The sequence below is a fragment of the Allokutzneria sp. NRRL B-24872 genome, from assembly GCF_002155965.1.
In the GTDB taxonomy this organism is placed as follows: domain Bacteria; phylum Actinomycetota; class Actinomycetes; order Mycobacteriales; family Pseudonocardiaceae; genus Allokutzneria.
In genome coordinates this window covers 1-20,530 of record NZ_MUMH01000093.1, presented here as the reverse complement: position 1 = coordinate 20,530, position 20,530 = coordinate 1, and the positions used below count along the sequence as shown (strand labels likewise).

At 70.3% G+C, this 20,530-nt stretch carries 19 protein-coding genes and 1 riboswitch; of the genes, 9 read left to right on the top strand and 10 right to left on the bottom strand.

Features of this window, described 5'->3' with window-relative positions:
* Positions 1-127 precede the first annotated feature (127 nt).
* Both CCN37_RS23630 and CCN37_RS23625 read right to left on the bottom strand, forming a co-directional pair.
* Positions 128-1,054 (bottom strand): LD-carboxypeptidase, encoded by a 927-nt coding sequence (locus tag CCN37_RS23630; protein ID WP_086824763.1) that lies wholly within the window; start codon positions 1,052-1,054, stop codon positions 128-130.
* A complete protein-coding gene (locus CCN37_RS23625) occupies positions 1,051-2,997 on the bottom strand; it encodes a prolyl oligopeptidase family serine peptidase (RefSeq protein ID WP_086824761.1) in 1,947 nt (648 codons plus the stop codon). Before CCN37_RS23625 ends, CCN37_RS23630 begins: the two co-directional genes overlap by 4 nt.
* Before the next feature lie 219 nt (positions 2,998-3,216).
* Here CCN37_RS23625 and CCN37_RS23620 point away from each other — a divergent pair, with 219 nt between their 5' ends.
* From CCN37_RS23620 to CCN37_RS23610, 3 genes are read left to right on the top strand one after another with little or no spacing between them, the layout of a single operon-like run.
* Entirely contained in the window at positions 3,217-3,804 is a 588-nt protein-coding gene (locus CCN37_RS23620) for a DUF3090 domain-containing protein (protein ID WP_086824759.1), read from the top strand.
* Positions 3,804-4,598 (top strand): SCO1664 family protein, encoded by a 795-nt coding sequence (locus tag CCN37_RS23615; protein WP_086824757.1) that lies wholly within the window; start codon positions 3,804-3,806, stop codon positions 4,596-4,598. The genes CCN37_RS23620 and CCN37_RS23615 overlap by 1 nt, the downstream gene beginning before the upstream one ends.
* A gap of 28 nt (positions 4,599-4,626) precedes the next feature.
* The gene (locus CCN37_RS23610; protein WP_086824755.1) at positions 4,627-5,406 is read left to right on the top strand and encodes a metallophosphoesterase; all 780 of its coding nucleotides are present in this window, start codon (positions 4,627-4,629) and stop codon (positions 5,404-5,406) included.
* Here CCN37_RS23610 and CCN37_RS40095 read toward each other — a convergent pair.
* Together CCN37_RS40095 and CCN37_RS23600 are read right to left on the bottom strand one after the other, a co-directional pair.
* Positions 5,369-6,430, bottom strand: a complete 1,062-nt coding sequence (locus CCN37_RS40095) for a hypothetical protein (RefSeq protein WP_086824753.1) — start codon at positions 6,428-6,430, stop codon at positions 5,369-5,371. The genes CCN37_RS23610 and CCN37_RS40095 overlap by 38 nt on opposite strands.
* A complete protein-coding gene (locus CCN37_RS23600; RefSeq protein WP_086824750.1) occupies positions 6,427-7,776 on the bottom strand; it encodes a cytochrome P450 in 1,350 nt (449 codons plus the stop codon). The genes CCN37_RS40095 and CCN37_RS23600 overlap by 4 nt, the downstream gene beginning before the upstream one ends.
* Positions 7,777-8,008: 232 nt before the next feature.
* Between CCN37_RS23600 and CCN37_RS23595 the strand changes: the two genes are divergently transcribed.
* Positions 8,009-8,842, top strand: coding sequence for an LLM class flavin-dependent oxidoreductase (locus tag CCN37_RS23595; protein ID WP_168200819.1), 834 nt, complete (start codon positions 8,009-8,011; stop codon positions 8,840-8,842).
* Between the two features lie 107 nt (positions 8,843-8,949).
* Here the strand turns inward: CCN37_RS23595 and add are convergent, their stop codons facing one another.
* The 4 genes from add to CCN37_RS23575 are packed head-to-tail and all read right to left on the bottom strand — an operon-like array spanning position 8,950 to position 11,996.
* On the bottom strand, positions 8,950-9,936 hold the full coding sequence (gene add, locus CCN37_RS23590; RefSeq protein ID WP_086824746.1) for an adenosine deaminase: 987 nt from the start codon (positions 9,934-9,936) through the stop codon (positions 8,950-8,952).
* A 41-nt stretch (positions 9,937-9,977) separates the two neighbouring features.
* On the bottom strand, positions 9,978-10,829 hold the full coding sequence (locus CCN37_RS23585; protein WP_086824744.1) for a phosphotransferase family protein: 852 nt from the start codon (positions 10,827-10,829) through the stop codon (positions 9,978-9,980).
* Between the two features lie 13 nt (positions 10,830-10,842).
* Entirely contained in the window at positions 10,843-11,550 is a 708-nt protein-coding gene (locus CCN37_RS23580) for a polysaccharide deacetylase family protein (protein WP_086824822.1), read from the bottom strand.
* Between the two features lie 5 nt (positions 11,551-11,555).
* Positions 11,556-11,996: a GNAT family N-acetyltransferase gene (locus tag CCN37_RS23575; RefSeq protein ID WP_086824742.1), complete on the bottom strand. Its 441-nt coding sequence runs from the start codon at positions 11,994-11,996 to the stop codon at positions 11,556-11,558.
* A 162-nt stretch (positions 11,997-12,158) separates the two neighbouring features.
* Here CCN37_RS23575 and CCN37_RS23570 point away from each other — a divergent pair, with 162 nt between their 5' ends.
* A complete protein-coding gene (locus tag CCN37_RS23570) occupies positions 12,159-13,235 on the top strand; it encodes an N-acetylmuramoyl-L-alanine amidase (RefSeq protein WP_086824740.1) in 1,077 nt (358 codons plus the stop codon).
* A gap of 77 nt (positions 13,236-13,312) precedes the next feature.
* Entirely contained in the window at positions 13,313-14,137 is an 825-nt protein-coding gene (locus CCN37_RS23565; RefSeq protein ID WP_210408174.1) for a helix-turn-helix transcriptional regulator, read from the top strand.
* Here the strand turns inward: CCN37_RS23565 and CCN37_RS23560 are convergent.
* Complete coding sequence (locus tag CCN37_RS23560; protein ID WP_086824737.1) at positions 14,068-14,784, bottom strand: MBL fold metallo-hydrolase; 717 nt, start codon at positions 14,782-14,784, stop codon at positions 14,068-14,070. The genes CCN37_RS23565 and CCN37_RS23560 overlap by 70 nt on opposite strands.
* Positions 14,785-14,842: 58 nt before the next feature.
* Positions 14,843-15,655 carry an NAD(P)H-binding protein gene (locus tag CCN37_RS23555; RefSeq protein WP_086824735.1) on the bottom strand — a complete coding sequence of 271 codons (813 nt, stop codon included), beginning with the start codon at positions 15,653-15,655 and terminating at the stop codon, positions 14,843-14,845.
* 80 nt (positions 15,656-15,735) lie between these two features.
* On the opposite strand from CCN37_RS23555, the gene CCN37_RS23550 reads away from it, so the two are divergent.
* The 3 genes from CCN37_RS23550 to metE all read left to right on the top strand — a co-directional run bounded on the left by CCN37_RS23550 (position 15,736) and on the right by metE (position 20,399).
* Complete coding sequence (locus CCN37_RS23550) at positions 15,736-16,617, top strand: AraC family transcriptional regulator (RefSeq protein WP_086824733.1); 882 nt, start codon at positions 15,736-15,738, stop codon at positions 16,615-16,617.
* 144 nt (positions 16,618-16,761) lie between these two features.
* A complete protein-coding gene (locus tag CCN37_RS23545) occupies positions 16,762-17,793 on the top strand; it encodes an enoyl-CoA hydratase/isomerase family protein (protein WP_086824731.1) in 1,032 nt (343 codons plus the stop codon).
* Positions 17,792-18,011, top strand: a riboswitch (cobalamin riboswitch). (Overlaps the previous gene by 2 nt.)
* A 135-nt stretch (positions 18,012-18,146) precedes the next feature.
* Positions 18,147-20,399 (top strand): 5-methyltetrahydropteroyltriglutamate--homocysteine S-methyltransferase, encoded by a 2,253-nt coding sequence (metE, locus tag CCN37_RS23540; protein WP_086824729.1) that lies wholly within the window; start codon positions 18,147-18,149, stop codon positions 20,397-20,399.
* Positions 20,400-20,530: the final 131 nt, after the last annotated feature.

Sequence of the window (20,530 nt, the reverse complement as noted above, 5' to 3'; positions counted from 1 at the left end):
ACCAGCGCCGTCGAGCCCGAGAGTTCCGTCATCGCTCTACCCTTTGATCTAGACTGATCGATCCAATATCGGGGCACAAAGTGAACCAGGGCCCCAAGGGGACCCTAGGCTCAACGAGAACGATCGGTCAAGATAGGGCGGGTTCGGTCAACCGCAGCAGCCCGGCGTCGGCGTCGAGCTCGGCCTCGACGCCCAGCGGCAGGCTGAACTGACCGGCGCAGTGCCCGAAACCGACCTCCCACGCCACGGGAACACCGAGCCCGGAGAGGCGGTCCTCCATCAGCGCCCGCACCTCCGGCAGCTGACCGCAGTCGGTCCACGAGCCGAGCGCGATCCCGGCGACGCCCTCGAACCACCCCGATCGCAGCAACTGCGTCACCAGGCGGTCGAGCCGGTAGACCTCCTCCGTCACGTCCTCCAGGACCGCGATGGCGCCCGACGCGCGCGGCGGGGCCTCGGGAGCGCCGAGCGCGGAGACGATGAGGCTGAGGTTGCCGCCGGTCAGCACTCCACGAGCCTTGCCGCCGACGATCGCCTCACCCGTGCCCGCGCCGATGACCAGAGCTTTCTCGGGCTCGAACAGCATGGCGCGCAACAACTCCGCGGCGCGCGGGTCCTCGGTGAGCGCGACGCTGGCGCTCATCGGCGTGAACAGCGTCGACTGCCCGACGTAGGTCGCGAAGGCGTCGTGCAGCGCGGTCACGTCACTGGAACCCGCGAAGACCTTGGGGGCGACCGCCGCGATCGCAGGCCAGTCGACGAGGTCGAGCATTCGCAAGCAGCCGTAGCCGCCGCGCGCGCACAGCACAGCGGAGATTTCCGGGTCGCACCAAGCCTTCTGGAAGTCCGCGGCACGGTCGGCGTCGGAGCCCGCGAGGTAGCCGAAGTCGGGGTGGCGGTCGAGCACGTGCTCGCCGACCTGGACCTCCAGACCCCACGACTTCAACAGGCGCACGCCGTCGTCGAGGACGTTCGCGGGCACCGGGCCCGCGGGCGCGACCACCGCGACACGATCACCGGGACGCAGTCGCCGCGCACGTTGCCGGACTCTCATCGGCTCAGCTCCAAGATCGGGACACCCACGGGCACGAAGCCTAGGACCTGTCCGTAGAAGGACAACTCCGCTTCGAGCGACACCGCGACCGTCTCGGCCTTGCGGAAGCCGTGCTGTTCGCCCTCGAAGGTCAGGTGCGCGTGCTCCACGCCGGTCCCGGCGAGCTGCGAGGCGAAGCGCTCGCACTGCACCGGCGGGCAGATCTCGTCCTCAAGCCCTTGCAGCATCAGGATCGGCCCGGCGAGCTGGTCCACGCGCGTGCTGGGGGAGCGGTCCAGGTAGCGCCGCTCGGTCTCGGGCAGCTTGCCGACGATGCTGTCGAGGTAGCGCGACTCGAAGTCGTGCGTCTCGCCGGAGGCCCAGCCCAGCAGGTCCAGGATCGGGTAGTACGCCGCTCCGCAGCGGTAGACGTTCACCGAGGTCAGCGACGCGGCCGTGGTCCAGCCGCCCGCGCTGCCGCCCCGGATCGCCAGCCGGTCGGGGTCGGCGGTGCCCTCCTTGGCGAGCGCCGTGGCGACAGCCGCGCAGTCCTGCACGTCCACCACGCCCCACTGCTCGCGCAGCCGCTCGCGGAACGCGCGCCCGTATCCGGTGGAGCCGCCGTAGTTCACCGCCACGACGCCGATGCCGCGGCTGGTGAAGTAGGCGAACTCGTTGTCGAGCGTGCCGGAGACCCGTCCCGTCGGGCCGCCGTGCACGTGCACCACGTACGGCGGCAGTTCGCCCTCGGGCGCGGCGAAGTCGGGGTTGGTCGGCGGGTAGACGTAGGCCGGGATGCGCTCGCCGTCCGGCCCGGTGAACACCCGCGCCTCGGGAACGGGCAGCCAGGCCGGGTCGTCGAGCCCGGCGGGCGGCACCGTGACCTGCTCGCACTCGCCAGTCTTGAGATCAACTCGATACACCGCGCCGTGGCTGGTCGGCCCGCTCGCGGTGCCGACGACGACCGAGCCGGACGCGGCGAGGGGAGACGACCACGACAGCGGCGGCAGGACGACGTCGGTGACCGTGCCCGCGTTCTCGTCCAGCACGGCCAGGGCTCCCGCGCGCAGCACGGCGTGCCTGCCGTCGCCGAGCGGGGCGAACCACCGCGCGCCGAGTTTCCACAGCGGACCGCCCAGCTCGTCCTCGACCGGCGCGAGGTTGCGCGCGGTGCCGTCGAGGTCGATGCGGAAGAGGTTCCACCAGCCGTCAGGATCGGTGACGGCGTACACCGATCGGTTGTCGGCCCATTCGACCTGGCACACCGCCTCGCCGGGACCGCCAGCCAGGACGCGGTGCTCGCCGACGGAGCCGTCCGGGCCGATCGGGGCGACGCACAGTTCGGTGGCGTCCCACGGCATGTCGGGGTGGTTCCAGCCGATCCACGCCAGGTGCGCGCCGTCGGGGCTGCACTGCGGGGCGGTCATGAAGCGGTGGCTGGCGCACAGCTCGCGCACGGTGCCGTCCAGGCCGATCGCGACGAGGGACCGTCGCACGTCGGTCGGACCGGGGCCGGTGACCTCCTCGCGCACGCACCACACCTCGGTGCCGCCGGGCGGAGCAACGAGGTCGCCGAAACGCAGGCCGTGGTGCGTCTGCGGCTCCGGGGTGAGCGCGACGGGCTCGGAGCCGACGACCAGCAGGTAGACCCGCTGGTCGTCCCAGTTGGTGAAGACCACCCGCGAGTCGTCGATGACCACGTAGGGGCGCCCGCCGTACTCGTGCACTCGATTGCGGACGTTCCACGGGGCGCTGAGCAGGCGGACCGGCGCCTCGCCGGGAACCCGGCGGAACAGCGCGACGCGCCCGCCCTCGGTCGGCTGGCCCTCGGCCCACCACAGGTGCTCACCGGAGCCGGAGCTGTCGGGGTGCGTGCCGACCCACTGCGGGCCGGACGCGACGGCGGCGGCCTCGACCGCGCTGATGGGGGAGGCCCAGGTCCCATAGGGCGAGATCGTCACCACGCGAGGACGGTAACGCGCCAACGACAGTCCACTGTGGACGATTATGGCGCTGGCCGAAAAGCGGTGCTCGAGTGCTCCCTTTTCACGCTCGGCTTAATCGCTCGGGCGGAGCAGCGGCGCGCGACCCTGGGCAAACCGGGCGGAGCCGACACCCGAAGATCAAGGATCGGGCGGGGGAATGTGCCTGGAGGGCGTTCGTGACCTAGGGTCGAGGGTGCCATGGCCAGGATCATTCATCTCTTTCGCGAGCCGGACCGTTTCGTCGCAGGAACGGTCGGGCAGCCCGGTGACCGCGTCTTCTACCTGCAAGCCTCCGAGGAGGGCAGGACGGTGAGCGTGTCGCTGGAGAAACAGCAGGTCGCCGTGCTCGCCGAACGACTGGGGGCGTTGCTGGAGGAGGTGCAGCGGCGCTTCGGCGCCGAGGTGCCCGCCGCCACCCCGGGCGAGAACGTCGACAACCAGCCGCTGGAAGTGCCGCTGGACGAGGAGTTCCGCGTGGGCACCATGGGCCTCGGCTGGGACGCGGAGTCCCACGCCGTGGTCATCGAGCTGCTCGCGGTCACCGAGGAGGAGGTCGACGAGTCGGTCGTGCTCGACGACACCGAGGAGGGGCCCGACGCGGTGCGGGTCTTCCTCACCCCGGTGCTGGCGCGCGCCTTCGCCCAGCGGGCCGAGCGGGTCGTCGCGGCGGGGCGCAAGCCGTGCCCGCTGTGCAACGGGCCGCTGGACGCCGACGGTCACATCTGCCCCCGGCAGAACGGCTACCGCAGGAACGCGGTCGCCGAGGCAGACGAGGCCGACGAGTAGTGCGCCCTGACGAGCCGGGCGCGCTGGAGCTGGTGCGGCACGGCCGCATCGAGGTGCAGGGGCGGTTGGTCGACGCGTCCAACGCCACGCTGTTCGGCTCGATCAGCCACGAGGGCGTCCACGCGGAGGCGGTCTACAAGCCGATCCGCGGCGAGCGCCCGCTGTGGGACTTCCCCGACGGCACCCTGGCCGGCCGCGAGGTGGCCAGCTACCTGGTCTCCGACGCGACCGGCTGGGGTCTGGTCCCGCCGACGGTGCTGCGCGACGGCCCCTTCGGGCCCGGCATGGTCCAGCTCTGGGTCGACGTCGAGCCCGAGGCCGACCTCGTCGACGTGATCTCCCCGGACGCGGTGCCCGAGGGCTGGCGCACGGTGCTGGAGGCGCACGACCGCTTCGGCGATCCGGCGGTGCTCGTGCACGCCGACCACCCGAGCACGCGGCTGCTCGCGGTGCTGGACGTCGTGCTCAACAACGCCGACCGCAAGGGCGGGCACGTGCTGCACGCCAAGGACGGCGCGGTCTACGGCGTGGACCACGGGATCTGCCTGCACCACGAGGACAAGCTGCGCACGGTGCTCTGGGGCTGGGTCGGCCAGCCGCTGCCGGAGCAGGTGCCCGAGGTGCTGACGGTGCTGCGCGAGCGGCTGGCGGGCGATCTCGGCGAGTCGCTGGCCGAACACCTCACGCGCAAGGAGGTTCGGGCGACCGAGGACCGGATATCCCGGTTGCTGGAGACCGGCGTCTTCCCGGAGCCCTCCGGCGAGTGGCCCGCGATCCCGTGGCCCGCCTTCTGACGCCCTGACCCTGCCGAGGGGGAGACCGATGATCGTCATCGCGCACGTCAGCGACACCCACTTCGACGGCGAGGACCACGCCACCGGGCGGGCGAAGGCGGTGATGGACTACATCAGGGGCCTCGCCGAGCCGGTGGACGCGATCGTGGTCAGCGGTGACATCACCGACCACGGCAGCGAGGCCGAGTACGAGCTGGCGCGCGAGGTGCTCTCCGCCGACGTGCCGGTGCTGATCGTCCCCGGCAACCACGACGCGCGCAGCAACTTCCGCGAAGTGTTGCTGCGCAAGGGTTTCTCCGACGATCCCGAAGGGGATGACCCGACCGGCACGGACTCGCCGATCAACCGGGTGCGCGAGGTCGGCGGCGCGGTGTTCCTGCTGTGCGACTCGGTGATCCCCGGCCGCGACGAGGGCCTGCTGGACGACGACACGATCACCTGGCTCGACGAGCGGCTGACCGAGGTCTCCCCGGAGGCGCCCGCGCTGATCTGCGTGCACCACCCGCCGGTGCGGCTGCACGACCCGTTCATCGACGCGCTCGGCATGCGCGGCGCCGACCGGCTGGCCCGGGTGATCGAGAAGCACCCGAGGGTCGCCGGAGTGCTCTGCGGGCACGCGCACGCGGCCGCCGCGACGACCTTCGCCGGGCGGCCGTTGCTGGTCGCGCCCGGCGTGGTGTCGACGGGACTGCTGCCGTGGGAGCACGGGACGGCCAGCACCGAGCTGCCGCCCGGGCTGGCCTTCCACGTGCTCGACGAGGAGAACCGGCTCACCACCCACTACCGGGTCGTGCTCCCGGGGGCCTGACCAGCGAGGTGTCCGTGCTGAGCCGGACCCCGTCGGGCACCTGGTAGCGGTGGGTCCCGCGCGACCAGTCGAGATTGCCGCGCATCCACGCCCGCAGCCCGTGCGTGAAGTCCGCGAGCGCGGCGCGTTCGGCCGCGCCCAGGCCCAGCCAGTCGTCGGAGATCGCCGCCAGCTCGGCCTCGGCGCGGTGGAACTCCTCGACGTGCCAAGCGACTCTGCGGTAGACGGCGTCGACCGCGTCCTGGAGGCCGCCGCCGCGTTCGCGGGCGAGCACGAGCACGCCGTTGGTCGTCTCCCCGGCCACGAGTTCCTTGCGCAGCGACACGATGTCGTTGACCCACACCACGACGTCGGCGGCGTGGTTGTACATCGCGCGGAGCTGGTCGGTCTCGTGCAGCAGGGCGGGGACCTCGCGCCCGGTCGCGGCCTCCAGCAGGTCCAGCGACGGCGTGATGCCGCCGGAGGAGCGCCGGAGCTGGGCGTAGCCGCGCAGTTCGGGTGTGTGGCCGGTGCCGCGGTTGAGCGACTCGTACTTGAACGCGGCCAGGAAGTGCGTCATGTGCAGGCTGAAGCGCATCCGCCACGCCGGGCTCCGATCGGCGGCGAGGCCGTGCCAGACCTCGGAGAGCAGCGCGTCCAGCCGCGTGGTCGCTGGCGCCCGCGAAGCGTCTGGGGTGAGCACGAGCAGCATCCGACCGGCCACAGCGTCGTGATCACTCCCGGCGAGGCTGTCCCCGTCGAAGCAGTCGTCGATGACGAAGGCCCAGGTGAACCAGCCCGCGACGGCGCGAAGGCGCTCCGGCTCGATCAGCGGGTAGGAGCGGGCGACCAGCTCACCGAGCCGGGTGCCCGCGAGCTTGGCCCGCGCCTGCGCGTCGTCCAGCAGGTCGTAGTCGTCGGCCCAGGCGAGGATGTGCCGCTCCAGCTCCGCGCGGTGCGCGGAGACGACGGGGGTGATCGCCAGCAGCGGGTGGTCGGGTTCCGGCCACGGGTGCAGCTCGGACGGGGACTCCGTGTGGGTCACCCTCGGCCCTCCACGGTCATGGGCAGCGGGCCCGTGGTCAATTCGGCCTTCGCCACCGGTCGAATGGTGTGGCCGGGTACCGGGCGCAATCGGTAGCGTGCCGCGATCGAGGCCAGTGCAATCGTCATCTCGTGGTTCGCGAGGACGTCGCCGAGGCACTTCCTGCTGCCGCCGCTGAACATGATCGGCGCGTTTTTCGGCAATTTTCTGACATTCTCCGGGAGCCACCGGTCAGGAATGAACTCGTCCGGGTCGGAGAAGAGATCGGGATCGCGGTGCAGTGCGTACGGGCTGAACAGGATGCTCGTTCCGCCGGGAATCGGGTGCCCGGCGAGGGTGGTGTCCTGGGTGGTCCTGCGGGTGATGAACCAGACCGGCGGGTACATGCGCAGCGCCTCGGTGGCCACCCGGGTGGTGTAGGGCAGCGAGGCCACGTCGTCGAAGCCCGCGGTGCGCCCGCCGAGCACCTCGTCGACCTCCTTGAGCAGTTCGCGCTCGACGTCGGGGTTCTGCCCGAGCAGGTAGAAGGCCCAGGTCAGGCCGGAGGCGGGAGTCTCCACCCCGGCGGCCAGGATGGTCATCAGCTCATCGCGGACGCCCTCGTCGGTGAGCCCTTCGCCGGTCTCCTCGTCCTTGGCCGAGAGCAGGATCGAGAGGATGTCGTCGCGGTCCTTGCGCGGGTCGGCGCGGTAGGCCGCGACCATCTCGCTGATCACGCCCTCCAGGCCCTGAAGCGCCTCGTGGTAGGCCTTGTTGGACTTGGTCGGCGCGGAGTGCAGCAGCGGGACCGGCAGGATCATCCGCCGGTAGATGCCCTTCCAGACCACCGGGAAGCAGCGCTGGACCTCGGCGATCGCGTCGGCGCCGATGTCGGAGGAGAACATCGCCTGCGCGGTGACGCGCGCGGTCAGCTTGCTCAGCTCGGTGCCGACGTCGACGCGCTGGCCCTCGTGCCAGGAGTCGATGAGCTCGCCGACGCGCTCCTGCATGACGGTGGAGTAGCGCTCGAGCTTGGCCTTCTGGAAGGCGGGCTGGATGAACCGCCGCTGCCTCTTGTGCGTGGTCACGCTGCACGTGCCGACCCCGTCACCGAGCAGCAGGCGCATCTTCTCGATGAACTCGCCGCCCTTGTCGAAGACGCGCGGGTTGTGCAGGACCTCCTGCACCACGTCGTGGGTGACGGCCATGTAGACGGTCTCGCGGCCGAGCTTCAGCGTGACCAGGTCGCCCCGGTGGCGCAGGTCAGGCAGAAAAGTGAGTGGGTTTCGGAAAATTTGCAGGGCGTTTCCCAGGAAGGGAATTCCACCCGGCGCGGCGCCCAACCGGTACGTGCGCGTGCTGGTCATCAGAAAACCTCGGCTCTGTCCGAAGGGTGCAGAATTTCGTCGAGCGCGTGTTGGCAAACGCCGACGCTACGGCGATGTCTGGAGAAATTGGAATACGACGATCGAGTGTTTCCTTGAAGCGATCTTCATGTATGTTGTTTTTCGCTCTTGTCCGAAATGTTGTTGCTATGAGTCTTGTCTTTTCATGAATGTGACGGTGGGCTACCCTGCGCTCACTCCGAGGAGGTGCGTGGTGCTGGTCGGACTGGCTCTGGGCAACGGTGGGGCGCGCGTGGACGCGCGGGAACTGGTCGCGCAGGCCGTGCGCGCGGAGGCCGCCGGGCTCGACTCGGTGTGGGTGATGGACCGGTGGCTGCGCCCGCACGCGGCCGTGGACATGCCGGGCGTGCCGGTCCCGGTGACCCTGCCCGCCGAGGCGTACTCGTGCGTGTTCGACCCGATCGAGACGCTGACCTTCATCGCCGCGCGCACCGAGCGCGTCCTGTTGGGCACCAGCGCGATCAACGCGCTCTACCACCCGCCCGTGCTGCTGGCGCGGCGGCTCGCGACGGTGGACCAGCTCTCCGAAGGCCGGGTCATCGCCGGGCTGACCTCGGGGTGGATGGCCGAGGAGTTCGCCGTTGCCGGAGTGCCGCGTGAGCGCACGGGGGTCGCGCTGGACGACCACGTGGCGGCGATGCGCGCGGTGTGGGGGCCCGACCCCGTGACGCACTCCGGTGCCCACTACGAGATCCCGGCCGCTGACATCGGCCCGAAGCCCTTGCAGAGCAACGGGATTCCGGTCGTCATCGGCTACACCACGCCTGCCGGGGCTCGTCGTGCCGCGCGGGTCGGCGACGGGATTCACCCCTACCGCAACGACTTCGACTCACTCGCCGCCGACATCGCGGTCGCGGCCGGAAAGCCCGTGGTGCTGCGCACGGACGTCGGAGCGGGCATCCTCTCCGGTTCCGCCGAACAGTGGTCCGACGCCTTGGCGCGCCTGGCGGAGCTGGGCGTCGCCCACGTGCTCGTCGCTGGCGCTCAGCCCGAAGACCTCGCCGCAGCCGCCCGCACCCTCCGCTAACCCCACCCCCACCCACGCGTTTTGGCAACGCGTTTTGGCAACGCGTTGTGAATGAGAGCGCTCCCGAATCACAACACGTAGCCAAAACGCGAAACGGCGGCTGGGACCTAGGGGTGGTCGAGCCAGTGGGTGATCTCGTTGTGGAGGCGGGTCTTGAGGGGCTCGGGGGCGAAGGACGCGTCGACCCCGGCGCGGGCGAAGCGGGCCATGTCGGTGTCGGAGTAGCCGAAGGTGTCGCGCACGCGGGCGTACTCGTCGCTCAGCGAGATACCCATCATGTTGGGGATGTCGGTGTTGAGCGTGACGATCAGCCCGGCGTCGACGAGCCGGGGGAACGGGTGCGCGGCGAGCGACGGAGCGACGCCGAGGATCACGTTGGAGGACGGGCAGACTTCGAGCGGCACACCGCGGTCGCGGACCTCGGCGACGAGCGAGGGGTCGTCGAGCACGCGCACGCCGTGCCCGAGGCGCGCGGTCTGTCCACTGTGGAGCGCCTCGCGGATGCTGTCCGCGCCGCAGTCCTCGCCGGCGTGGTGCAGCAGCTCCAGTCCCGCCTCCTTGGCCGCGGCGATCACCTCGACGAACGGGGCGAGCGGGTAGCTCTCCTCGCCCGCCATGCCGATGCCGATCACCGCATCGTGGGCCTTGGCGAGCTTGAGGGTGTTCCACGCGCGGTCGACGGAGCGCCTGCGCGAGTGGTCCAGGATCACCCGGCAGACGATGTCGTTGCGGCGCTGGCCCTCGTCGAGCCCGCGCAGCACGGCTTCGAGCGGCATCTCCAGGTCGCCGAGCCGTTCGCCGTGCGCCGCGGCGGTGAAGGTGACCTCGACGTAGCGGGTGCCCTGCGCGGCCTCGTCCTCGCAGAACTCCACGGCGATCCTGGTGAAGTCCTCCGGGCGCAGCAGGCAGCTGCGGATGATCGAGTTGGCGTCGGCGAACTCGCGGAAACCGGTGAAGCTCGTGCTGCCGTCGCCGAGGTGCGCGGGGACCTCGACCCCGTTGGCCGCGCCGATCTCGTGCAGCGTCTGCCACCGGATCGTGCTCTCCAGGTGCACGTGCAGGTGGGCCTTGGGCAGCTGTGTCAGGTCCCTCATGGGCGCGACCCTATGCGCCCCGTGCCCTGCGAGCACGGGGATTAACCGGTGCCTGGATCGCGAAGGGTCTCGGCGCGGGCCCGGGTGACGAAGTTGTTCAGCGCGTGCTCGCGCAGTGCCGGGTTGCCAGCGAGCTGACCGGCCGCGGCGACCTGGAGGGACAGCGTCGCGCGGTGCGTCATGGCGCGGTCGAGCGTGACGGGGTCGGTGATCTCCGCGACGTGCGCGGCACCGTAGATCCCCACGAGCGGAGCGAGGTCGATCGCGGGGTCTCCGGCGCAGAGGTGGTCCCAGTCGAAGAGCCCGCTGATCCTTCCGTCGCGCCACAACAGGTTGTGCGGCCCGAAGTCACCGTGCACGAGGCGGACGGGGGCGCGGAACTCGGTGACGATCACGGCCGCGACGATCTCGGCGGCGGTGTCGCGGAGGTCCCTGGGCAGCAGCGGCACCAGGTCGTCCATCACCACGGCGGGCCAGCGCTCGCCGCCGCACCACACGCGCGGTGCGGGCAGACCGGGCGGCGGTGTGATCGAGGACAGCGCGTCGAGCGCTTCCGCGAACTCCGCCGCCGCCTCGGCCCACGGGATGTCGGGGTGGAACTGCCCGGCCAGCCGCGACACCAGCACTCCGGTGCGCCCGTCGTGCGTGCGCGGCTCCGACAGCGGCTTCGGCACGGCGAACGGGAGCTCGATGCCGTTGAGCAGCTGGGCGGTGCGGTGCTCGCGGGCGACGCGCTCGGCGTCGGTGGCGATCCTGGCGACCACCTCGGGCAGCACGAGCACGTCGTGGAAGGCGCCGTGCCGGTAGCGGGCCACCGACCAGTCGTGCTCCGGCCAGCACGCCGCCGCGTGGTCCTTTGTGGACTCGACGAGGCGGTTGCCGACCGAGGACATGATCAGAAAATACCTATTTCCCGAGCTTGAGCAGCTCCGACACGGTAACGAACCGATACCCCTGTTCGCGCAGCCCGCTGACGATGCCGGGGATCGCGGCGCGCGACTGGGCCCGGCTCGGGTACATCACGTGCATCAGGATGATCGAACCGGGACGGGTCTGCTCCAGCGTGGTCCGCACGATCGTGGCGGCGTCGTGGTCCACCCCGGAGTCCGGCTCCACGTCCCACATAACGGTGACGCGGTTGTGCTCGGCGAGGTAGCTCGGCAGCGTCCACAGCTTCTTGCCGAACGGCGGCCGGAAAGTGATCTCCCCGTCCTGCCCGGCCGCGCGCAGCTCCCGGTCGGTGTCCTCGACCTCGCGCCGCACGAACTCCGGGCCGACGAGGGCCATCCGCTGGTGGGAGTAGCTGTGGTTGGCCAGCTCGTGGCCCGCCACGCGGATCTGTTTGCCCAGGTGGGGCCGTGCGGCGAGGTCGCTGCCGTTGAGGTAGAAGGTCGCGGGCACGCGCAGCTCGGCCAGCTGGCGCAGCACCTCAGGGGCGAGGTCGGTCGGCCCGTCGTCGAGGGTCAGCGCCACGACCTTCTCCGGCGTCTGCACGCGGTGCACCAGCTCGCCGAAGAGCTGGTAGGTGCGGGAGTTGGTGAGCTGGTAGAGCCCGAAGACGCCGATCCCGGCGATGAGGACGACCACGGCCGTGATCACGAGAGCCTTGCGCATGCGGGTCACAGTCGCAGGCGCATGTCGTACTGGTCGATGCCAGGCGCGAAGCCATCCGGGACCACGTTCTCCGTCACGAAGCCGAAGCGCTCGAAGAACCCCGCGCTGTGCTGGCTCGTCCCCAGGAGCACCGTCGCGGGGCCGGTCGCGGCGATCGCGTCCAACCGCAGCCGGAGCAGCTGAGCGCCGAGACCGCGCCGGTGCTGCGACGCGGTGACCATGCCCCAGCAGAGGGTCCACGTGGTCGGGTCGTCCCGGCGCGGCGCGTGGCCCCCGCAGGCGACGACCTTGCCTTCTTCCCGGCCCACCAGGTAGTGGTCGGCGAAGCCGTCGAGGAACTCCAGGAACTCGGCGCGCTCGGCCTCAGCGAAGTACTTCGGCACGTTGCTGTCGAAGACGGCGAGTACTTCCTGCTGGTCAGCGGCCTGGTAAGGGGAAACAAGCATGTATTGACGATCTCAAACCGTCATCGATTAACCAAATTGTGACGGCTGACCGAAAGAATCCGTCTAAAGGGCCTTGCTTGAAACCCGGTACCGCGCGGAACGTGTTGGACGCCTACCTCATCCGTTTGGGGTTCCCTGCCCCCAATCCGAGGAGTAACCGCCATGGAACCGATTCTCGCGCGCCGCACCCTGCTCGGCAGCGGGCTCACCCTCACCGCACTCGGCCTGGTCGGCGCCTCGCCCGCGCTCGCATCGGTGCGCGAGGCCGCGGCCGCCCCGGCCATCGCCGGAACCGGGGTCTGGGGGGCGCGCGCCAACAGCGCCGCCATCAGCGTGCTCGCCCGGCGCACCGCGAAGATCATCATTCACCACACCGCCACCGCGAACAGCAACGACTTCAGCCAGGCGCACGCCTTCGCGCTGTCGAGGTCCATCCAGAACCACCACATGGACGTCAACGGCTGGCTGGACACCGGCCAGCACTTCACCAACAGCCGCGGCGGTTACCTCACCGAGGGACGCCACCGCAGCCTCGAAGCGCTCAACAGCGGCAACAAGCACGTCTCCAGCGCGCACACCAGCGGGCAGAACGACGTCGCCTTCGGCATCGAGAACGAGGGCCTCTACACCAGCGTCGGCCCCACCACCGCGCAGTGGAACTCGCTCGTGCAGCTGTGCGCGTACATGTGCCAGAAGCACGGCATCGCGTCGTCGCAGATCTTCGGCCACCGCGACTACAACAACACCGCGTGCCCTGGCAACACCCTCTACGCGCGCCTGCCCGAGCTGCGCACCGCCGTCGCCCGTGCGCTGGGCCGGGCCGCCGAGCCCGACCCGGTCACCTGGCGGCTGCTCCAGCCAGGTGACACCGGTGAGCGCGTGCTGGTCGCGCAGCACCTGTTCCGCGCCATCGGCGAGACCTCCGTCCCGCTGACCGGCGTCTACGACCAGGAGCTGGACGCCGCCGCGCGCCGGCTCGAAGCCAAGCACGGCATTCCCGTCAGCGGCCTCGTCGGCGCCGAGACCTGGCCGTTGATCACCGCGCCGGTGAAGGTGGGGGAGCGCGGCGACGTGGTCCGCGCGCTGCAACTGCTGTTGACCGCGCACGGGGTGGCCAACCGCTCCGACGGCGTCCTCGACGGCAACACCGCCACCGGCGTGCGGAACTTCCAGGCGCGCAGCGGACTCCGCGCCGACGGCGTCGCCACCGCCGACACCTGGAAGCACCTGCTGTTCTAACGCCCCCGCCTGCGCGTGGTGGTCCTGGGACCGGGAGTACCAGGACCACCACGCGCAGGACGGCCATACTTCGTCGGGTGGAGCATCGAGCCGAGATGGGGGAGTTCCTGCGTTCGCGCCGGGCTCGCCTCAGCCCGCAGGACGTCGGGCTGCGCAGCTTCGGCGGGCGTCGCCGGGTGCCCGGGCTGCGCCGGGAGGAGCTGGCGCCGCTGGCGGGGGTGAGCGTGGACTACTACGTGCGCCTGGAGCAGGGACGGCCGATCAACGTGTCGCTGACCGTGCTCGACTCGCTGGCGGGCGCGTTGCGGCTCACGGCCTCGGAGCGCGAGCACCTGCACAACCTCGCCCGCCCCGGCCGTGTGGCGGTGGCGCCGCGCCAGGTGCGGGAGCCGGTGCAGCGCCTGCTGGACGCGATGACCGGCGTGCCCGCGTTCGTGCTGGGGCGGCGGATGGATGTTCTGGCGTGGAACGACCTGGCGTGCGCGCTCATGGGGGACTTCGGCGCGCGCGAGCCGGAGCGGCGGAACATGCCGTGGATCATCTTCATGGACCCGCGCAGCCAGGAGCTGTACCCGAAGTGGGAGAAGGTGGCCCGCGAGGTCGTGGCCTACCTCCGCCTGGACGCCGGGCGGTATCCGGACGACACCCGGCTGGCCGCGCTGGTCGGCGAGCTGTCCGTCCACAGTGAACAGTTCCGGCAGTGGTGGGCCGGGCACAACGTGCAGGAGAAGGTCCACGGCAGCAAGGTCTTCCGGCACGCCGAGGTCGGCGAACTGACCCTGGACTACGAGTCGATGACGTTGCCGAGCGATCCTGACACGATCGTCGTGGCCTACACGGCGCCGCCCGGATCGGAGTCCGAGGAGGCGCTGAGGCGCTTGGCGGCGCTGTCGAAGCCCTGATCCAACGGCTCGCCGTGTCCGAAGAGGACGGTCCTGGGATCGAGCCGCACCAACGCTTTCACGGAATCCAGCAGGCGCGCGGCGTCGAGGTTGAACACGCCGGGCGTCACCTGGCCGACGTTGGCCATCGTGTCGCCGGTGAACAGCACGTCGTGGTGGGGGAGGTGGAGCGCGACGCTGCCGTCGGTGTGGCCGGGCAGGTGCAGCACGTGCGCTCCACCGCCGAAGGGCAGCACCTCGCCGCCGGCGAGCGTCACGTCCACGCGCGCCGGGGGAGCAGCGGGAAGACCCGGCGTGATCTGTTGGTGCAGCGCGCGCTCCCAGTCCTCCGTGATCACTGGGGGAGGGCCGGGGAGTACGCCGGTGATGAACGGCTCATCCGCCCGGTGTGCGTGGACGCGGGCGTTCGGCCAGGTGTTGACCTCCGAGGCGCCGCCCGCGTGGTCCTCGTGGAAGTGGGTCAGCACCACGTGGTCGACCTCGTCGACGGAGCGGCCGAGCGCGCGCACGGCCTCGGCCAGCTCCGCTCCGGAGCCCGCGACCCCGGTGTCGACCAGCGTCACGGAATCGCTGTCCTGCCAGAGGTATGCCTGGCCGAACGCCAGCCGGACCATGTGCAGGTCGGGCAGCACCTCGACGATCTCCATGCTGGCGAGGGTAGGCAGCGCGCGGGCCCGTGGTGCCCTCAGTTCGCCAGGGGCGGAACTACGCCCAGCTGTCCAGCGAGCGGCGGACGTAAGACTCGAAATCCCTTGGCGGGCGACCGAGAACGCGCTCGACGTCGCCGGTGGCCCCGGTGATCGTGCCTTCGCGGACCGCCTCGAACACGATGCGCAGCACCTCCGCGGCATCCGCTGGAAAGCCCTGCGCCACAAGGTGGTCCACGTACTCCGGGCCGGAGACCTCCTTGTAGCTGATCGCCCGGCCGCTCTGCTCGGCGACGATCGCGGTGGCCTCGGCGAAGGAGATCCCGCGCGGGCCGGTCAGCACGTGGGTTCGCCCGGCGTGGCCCTCCTGGGTGAGCGCGGTGACCGCGACCTCGGCGATGTCCTCCGCGTCCACCATCGGATCGGGGTGGTCGCCGGTCGGCAGCACGACCTCCCCCGCCAGGACCGGATCGCGCAGGACGTCCTCGCTGAAGTTCTGGAAGAAGTGGTTGGGCTGCAGGATCGTCCACTCCACACCGGACTCGCGAGCCGCCCGCTCGGCGCTCACGATCGCGTCGAAGTGGTAGAGGTCCGCTCCGCGTGCGGACAGCACGACGATCCGCCGCACGCCCGCGGCGACCGCGAGCTGGACGAACTCGTGCGCGCTGTCGACGTCGGGCGGCGGGACGAGGTAGAGCGCGCCGCCGCCTTCGACCGCGGGCCCCCAGGTGCCGCGGTCCGCCCAGTCGAAGGGGATCTCGGTGGAGCGGGAGAGCGGGCGGACCGGCAGGCCCAGCTCGCGCAGGCGGGAGACGACGCGGCGGCCGGTCTTGCCGGTGCCGCCGAGGACGAGGTTCACGCTGGCTGTCATGGGCTCAGCCAACCGCGCTGCACGTGGACGTTCCATGGCGAATGCGCTCCAAACCATGCGTCATCGTCTACGGTGGGGGAGTGGACGCATTCGGAGACCTGTTTCGCGGGGTGCGGGCGGACGGCGCGCTGTTCGGCCGGACGGTGCTGACCTCGCCGTGGGCGCTGCGCTTCGTCGACGGCGCGTCGCTGACGATGTGCACGATGATCAACGGCTCGGGGTGGCTCATCGCCGCGGACGGCGAGCGCACGCACATCCCGCCGCGCGGCACCGTGATCGTGCGCGGCCCGGCTCCGTTCGAGATCGTCGACGACCCGAACCGCGTCATCGATGACGCGCTCGACATCCGTTGCGCCACAACATGTTCCAGTACTCTCAACGACGGCGCCACCGCGATGGTCGTCGGCGCGTACACCTTTGAGCGCGGAGTCGGCAGGCGCCTGCTCGCGGCGTTGCCGCCCGTGCTCGTCGCGCCCGAGGAGTGCAACGAAGGTGACGACGCCGTGCTCCGCTTCATCGCCGAGGAGGCGGCCGCCGACCGCCCCGGGCAGCAGGTGGTGCTGGACCGCCTGCTCGACTGGCTGCTGGTGTGCACGCTGCGCGCGTGGTTCGACCGGCCCGACGGCGATTCTCCGGCGTGGTACCACGCGCAGAGCGATCCCGTTGTGGGGCAAGCACTTCGTGCCCTGCACTCCGATCCGGCGCGCACGTGGACCGTCGCTTCGCTCGCCTCCGAGGCCGGGGTGTCCAGGGCCGCGCTGGCGAAGCGCTTCACCGCGCTGGTGGGGGAGCCCCCGCTGACCTACCTCACCGGCTGGCGCATGGACCTCGCCGCGGACCTCCTCGTCGAGCCGGGCAGCACCGTGGCCTCGGTGGCCCGCCGCGTCGGCTACGCGGATGGCTTCGCCTTCAGCGCGGCGTTCAAGCGAGTGCGCGGAATCGCTCCTAGCGCCATGCGCTGACCTGCTCAAACGACTCGCCGTCAGCTCTGCGCGCCGAAATATCTTTCTTGCCACAATGGCTTCAGTGTTGAGTGAAATTAATGCACAAACAGGGAAGAACCAACCCCGCCAAGACGGGAGAAGGCCGTCGATAGGGTTGGTGGCATGAGTGACGTGCTGCTGCGGGTCGAGCGGGGGCTGGGGCGGATCACGCTGAACCGGCCGAAGACGCTGAACGCGTTGACGCCGGGGATGGTGCGCGAGATCTACGCGGCGCTGGGCGACTGGGCGAGCGACGACGCGGTCCGCGCGGTGCTGATCGACGGAGCCGGTGAGCGCGGGCTGTGCGCTGGTGGGGACATCCGGGGCATTTACGAGCATGCGAAGGCTGGGCAGGACGGGCCGAAGACCTTCTGGCGCGAGGAGTACCTGCTCAACCACCGGATCTCGCAGTTCCCGAAGCCGTACATCGCGCTGATGGACGGGATCGTGATGGGCGGCGGCGTCGGGGTCTCCGGGCACGGCAGCGTCCGCGTGGTCACGGAGCGCTCGGTCGTCGGCATGCCGGAGGTCGGCATCGGGTTCGTGCCGGACGTGGGCGGGACGTTCCTGCTCTCGCGCGCGCCTGGTGAGTTGGGCACGCACGCGGCCCTGACTGCGGCGCGGTTGTCGGGGGCGGATGCGGTTCACCTGGGCTTGGCGGATCACTTCGTGCGCTCGGAGCGGCTGCCGGAGCTGGTCGAGGCGTTGCTCGGGGGCGAGCTGGACGTGCGGGCGTTCGCCGAGGAGCCGCCGCCGAGCGAGCTGGCGGAGCAGCGGCGGTGGATCGATCCGTGCTACTCGGCGGATTCGGTCGAGGAGATCGCGAGCCGGTTGGCGACCAGCGGGGTGGCGGCGGGGGAGGCCGCGGCGAAGGAGCTGCTGGGGAAGTCGCCGACGTCGGTGAAGGTGACGTTGCAGGCGTTGCGGGCGGCGAAGGTGCTCGATGATCTGGGTGAATGCCTCGACTTGGAGTACCGGGTGGCGTGTGCGCTGCTGGAGCGGCCGGACCTGGTGGAGGGCATCCGGGCGGCGATCATCGACAAGGACCGGGAGCCGAGGTGGAGTCCTGGGCGCCTGGAGGACGTCGACCGGTTGTCGGTGCAGCGGTGCTTCGCGTGGCTCGGGGATGGTGAACTCGGGCTGGCTGTCCGCTAGGGTCGGCGTCGCTGGTGGTTCGGCCGTCCATCCAGGGCGGTCGTCGCAAGAGGGAACCCGGTGGGAATCCGGGACTGCCCCGCAGCGGTGAACGGGAACGACCGCCGTCATGAGCACTGGGTCCGCGAGGGTCTGGGAAGCGACGGCCAGTAGGAGAGCCGGTGTTGAGCCGGAGCCGCCCGTGAGTCCGAAGACCTGCCACCGGTACGCGCACCGAGGGTGTGCGTGGGTCCTACGGCCTCGCGGGTGGCCTGTGCGGACGGCGGCGTCTTGTCTTCTTGGCGGGCGTCTGTCCTCGCGTGCGCTCGTGGGTCCGTGGTGGCTCGTCAGCGCGAGCTCGCGAGGAGAGAGCTGTGAACGTTGGAAGCACCGTGCTCGGGTATCCGCGGATCGGTCCGCGGCGTGAGCTGAAGCGTGCTCTTGAGGACTACTGGGCGGGTCGGACGTCTGTTGCGGCGTTGGAGTCGGTGGCCTCGGATCTGCGTGCGCAGACGTGGGCGGAGCTGGCCGCGTCGGGGTTGGATTCGCTTCCTGGCAACACGTTCTCGTACTACGACCAGATGCTGGACACCGCGGTGATGTTGGGTGCGGTTCCTGAGCGGTACCGCGGTCTTGGTCTGTCCGATGTGGACACGTACTTCGCGATGGCGCGCGGCAACGACGCCGTTCCGCCGTTGGAGATGACGAAGTGGTTCGACACGAACTACCACTACCTGGTGCCGGAGTTGGGTCCGGATTCGGTGTTCTCGGTGGCGGACAACAAGCCGTTGCGGGAGTACCAGGAGGCTCTTGGGCAGGGTGTGACCACGCGGCCGGTGGTGATCGGGCCGGTGACGTTCCTGTTGCTGTCGAAGGCTTCGCAGGAGGGTTTCGCTCCGCTGGGCCTGTTGGACCGGGTGCTCGACGCGTACGAGGCGCTGTTGGCGTCGTTGGCGGAGGCGGGTGTCGAGTGGGTTCAGCTGGACGAGCCGGCGTTCTGCGCTGATCGGAGTCCGGTCGAGCTGGCGGCGTTGGCGACGGCGTACGAGCGGTTGGGCAAGCTGGCCAATCGGCCGAAGATCCTTGCTGCGTCGTACTTCGGGACGTTGGGTCCGGCGTTGTCGGTGCTGGCGGGGAGCCCGGTCGAGGCGATCGCGGTCGATCTGGTCGCGGGTGGTCTTGACGGGATCGCTTCGGTGACGGCGTTGCAGGGCAAGACGGTTGTGGCGGGTGTTGTTGACGGCCGCAACGTGTGGCGGACCGATCTGAACAGCGCGTTGGCGAAGTGCGCGACGCTGTTGGGGTCGGCTGCGCGGGTTGAGGTGTCGACGTCGTGTTCGTTGCTGCACGTGCCGTACGACGTTGACGCTGAGCCGAACTTGGACCCGGAGGTGCGGCCGCGGCTGGCTTTCGCGCGGCAGAAGCTCGCTGAGGTCGTGTTGCTCGGGCGTGCGTTGCGCGAGGGCACGGACGGGGTGGCCGATGAGCTGGCTGCCGCGGCTGAGGCTGTTCGGGTGCGCAGTGGTCGCAATGACCGGGTGCGGGCTCGTGTTGAGGCGTTGCGGCCGGAGGATGCGCGTCGGGCTGAGTACGCGACGCGGGCGAGGGCTCAGCAGGAGCGGTTGAACCTGCCGCCGCTGGCGACGACGACGATCGGGTCGTTCCCGCAGACGGGGGAGATTCGCAAGGCACGGGCGGATTTCCGGGCTGGGCGGTTGGGTCCGAACGAGTACCGCCGGTTGATGCGCGCGGAGATCGAGCGCGTGGTGCGGTTGCAGGAGTCCATCGGTCTTGACGTTCTGGTGCACGGTGAGCCGGAGCGCAATGACATGGTGCAGTACTTCGCGGAGCTGTTGGACGGTTTCGCGGCGACGGAGTTCGGGTGGGTCCAGTCCTACGGTTCGCGGTGTGTGCGTCCGCCGATCCTGTTCGGTGACGTGTCGCGGCCGGAGCCGATGACGGTGGAGTGGGCGGAGTACGCGCAGTCGCGGTCGGAGCGTCCGGTGAAGGGGATGCTGACGGGTCCGACGACGATCTTGGCGTGGTCGTTCGTGCGTGATGACCAGCCTTTGGGTGAGACGGCGCGTCAGGTTGCGCTGGCGCTGCGGGACGAGGTCCGTGATCTCGAAGCGGCGGGGATCGCCGTGGTGCAGGTGGATGAGCCGGCGCTGCGGGAGTTGCTGCCGTTGCGGGAGCAGGATCGCAAGGAGTACCTGGACTGGGCGGTGGAGTCGTTCCGGTTGGCGACGGCGGGTGCTGCGGACAGCACGCAGATCCACACGCACCTGTGCTACTCGGAGTTCGGTGACGTGATCTCCGCGATCGACGGTTTGGACGCGGACGTCACGACGATCGAGGCCGCGCGGTCGAAGATGGAGGTGCTCGACGATCTGCGGGCCGTTGGTTATGGCCGGGGTGTCGGGCCTGGTGTGTATGACATCCACTCGCCGCGTGTTCCGGGTGAGGACGAGGTCGTGGAGTTGTTGTCCGCCGCGGTGCGGGTGATTCCGGCGGAGCGGTTGTGGGCGAACCCGGACTGTGGTCTGAAGACGCGTGGCTATGCCGAGGTTGAGGCCGCGTTGACGCACATGGTGGCTGCGGCGAAGAAGGTTCGCGCGCAGCTGTGATCGGCGGGCGGTCGTGTGGGGCTCTCGGGTCTCACACGACCGTCGTGATCAGCAGGCGGGTGATGGGGTGCCAGCCGAGCTTGGTGTAGAGGTGCTTGCCCATGGGGCTCGCGACCAGCAGGAGGCGGGGG

Coding starts and splice junctions, on each gene's coding strand:
- CCN37_RS23630 (WP_086824763.1), bottom strand. CDS start 1,054: ATGAGAGTCCGGCAACGTGCGCGGCGACTGCGTCCCGGTGATCGTGTC.
- CCN37_RS23620 (WP_086824759.1), top strand. CDS start 3,217: ATGGCCAGGATCATTCATCTCTTTCGCGAGCCGGACCGTTTCGTCGCA.
- CCN37_RS23610 (WP_086824755.1), top strand. CDS start 4,627: ATGATCGTCATCGCGCACGTCAGCGACACCCACTTCGACGGCGAGGAC.
- CCN37_RS23600 (WP_086824750.1), bottom strand. CDS start 7,776: ATGACCAGCACGCGCACGTACCGGTTGGGCGCCGCGCCGGGTGGAATT.
- add (WP_086824746.1), bottom strand. CDS start 9,936: ATGAGGGACCTGACACAGCTGCCCAAGGCCCACCTGCACGTGCACCTG.
- CCN37_RS23585 (WP_086824744.1), bottom strand. CDS start 10,829: ATGTCCTCGGTCGGCAACCGCCTCGTCGAGTCCACAAAGGACCACGCG.
- CCN37_RS23580 (WP_086824822.1), bottom strand. CDS start 11,550: ATGCGCAAGGCTCTCGTGATCACGGCCGTGGTCGTCCTCATCGCCGGG.
- CCN37_RS23575 (WP_086824742.1), bottom strand. CDS start 11,996: ATGCTTGTTTCCCCTTACCAGGCCGCTGACCAGCAGGAAGTACTCGCC.
- CCN37_RS23570 (WP_086824740.1), top strand. CDS start 12,159: ATGGAACCGATTCTCGCGCGCCGCACCCTGCTCGGCAGCGGGCTCACC.
- CCN37_RS23560 (WP_086824737.1), bottom strand. CDS start 14,784: ATGGAGATCGTCGAGGTGCTGCCCGACCTGCACATGGTCCGGCTGGCG.
- CCN37_RS23555 (WP_086824735.1), bottom strand. CDS start 15,655: ATGACAGCCAGCGTGAACCTCGTCCTCGGCGGCACCGGCAAGACCGGC.
- CCN37_RS23545 (WP_086824731.1), top strand. CDS start 16,762: ATGAGTGACGTGCTGCTGCGGGTCGAGCGGGGGCTGGGGCGGATCACG.